The organism is Catenibacterium sp. (assembly GCF_052354645.1).
Taxonomy (GTDB): Bacteria; Bacillota_I; Bacilli_A; order Erysipelotrichales; family Coprobacillaceae; genus Catenibacterium; species Catenibacterium mitsuoka_A.
Window position 1 is genome coordinate 9,548 of record NZ_DAWDDM010000044.1, and the last position, 1,116, is coordinate 10,663.

Here is a 1,116-nt window from a genome sequence, read left to right on the forward strand (position 1 = left end):
CTCTACCAACTGAGCTACGGAGAGAGGTGTGTCCTCAACCGACGAGTTATATATTACACGATTAAGAACACTTCGTCAACTACTTTATAAACTTTTTTTACTTTTTTTAAAACAAGTCATCATTGTTCTTATATTTAGAGTTTATGATGATTGTTTCTGTATGATCAATACACTTCTGTACTTCTGATGCAAAGTCCCATTCTGCTTCATAGCCTTCTGCTTTATAAGCCTTAGGTTTAGTAGCTGGGTTATGTGGTGTAAAGATTGTACAGCAGTCTTCAAATGGTCTAATAGAGATATCATATGTACCAATCTTTTCTGCAATCTTAATGATTTCTAGTTTATCCATACATGCGACTGGACGAATAACTGGAGTAGTAATCACCTGATTGATTGTATTCATAGATTCAAGTGTCTGAGATGCGACCTGTCCGATACTTTCACCATTTACTATAGCTAAGCAGTCATTCTTCTTTGCAACACCTTCCGCAATTCTATACATCATACGGCGCATCACTGTCATAGCATAAGATTCATCACAATGATCATATACAGATAACTGAAGATCAGTAAATGGCACGATATGTACTTTAATAGAGCCATGTGTATAGTCTTTTAAGACATTGACTAGATCTAATACCTTTTCTCTTGCCATTTCATTTGTATAAGGTGGAGAAGCATAATGAATACATTCAATATCTACACCACGCTTCATAGTGAGATAACCTGCCACAGGTGAATCAATACCACCAGACAGCATTAATAAAGCTTTACCACCAATACCTACTGGATAGCCTCCTGCACCTGGAATCATATTATCCATAATATAAATTGCATCTTTTCTATATTCTACACGCACTAAGATATCTGGGTTATGTACATCAACAGATAATTCTTTAGTTGTATGATGGAATACATAGCCTGCAATTTCTTTATTCATTTCAATAGAATTCTTAGGATATGATTTATCATGTCTCTTGGTATCAATCTTAAATGTATTTCCTTCATCATGATCAATAATATAAGTAACAACTTCTTTTGCTTTTTCTAAGTCATGTTCCAACTTATAACATAATGAAAAGTTATGAATAGCAAAGATTCTCTTTAACTTATCTT

The 1,116-nt window shown here is 34.0% G+C and carries 1 protein-coding gene and 1 tRNA gene (1 of these 2 running past the window's edge); both read right to left on the minus strand.

Features of this window, described 5'->3' with window-relative positions:
- Positions 1-24: transfer RNA gene (locus ACT8VG_RS03415), tRNA-Lys, on the minus strand; it reaches 152 nt to the left of the window's first position.
- 82 nt (positions 25-106) lie between these two features.
- On the minus strand, positions 107-1,116 hold a 1,010-nt coding region (gene thiI, locus ACT8VG_RS03420; RefSeq protein WP_444195205.1), incomplete at its 5' end, for a tRNA uracil 4-sulfurtransferase ThiI.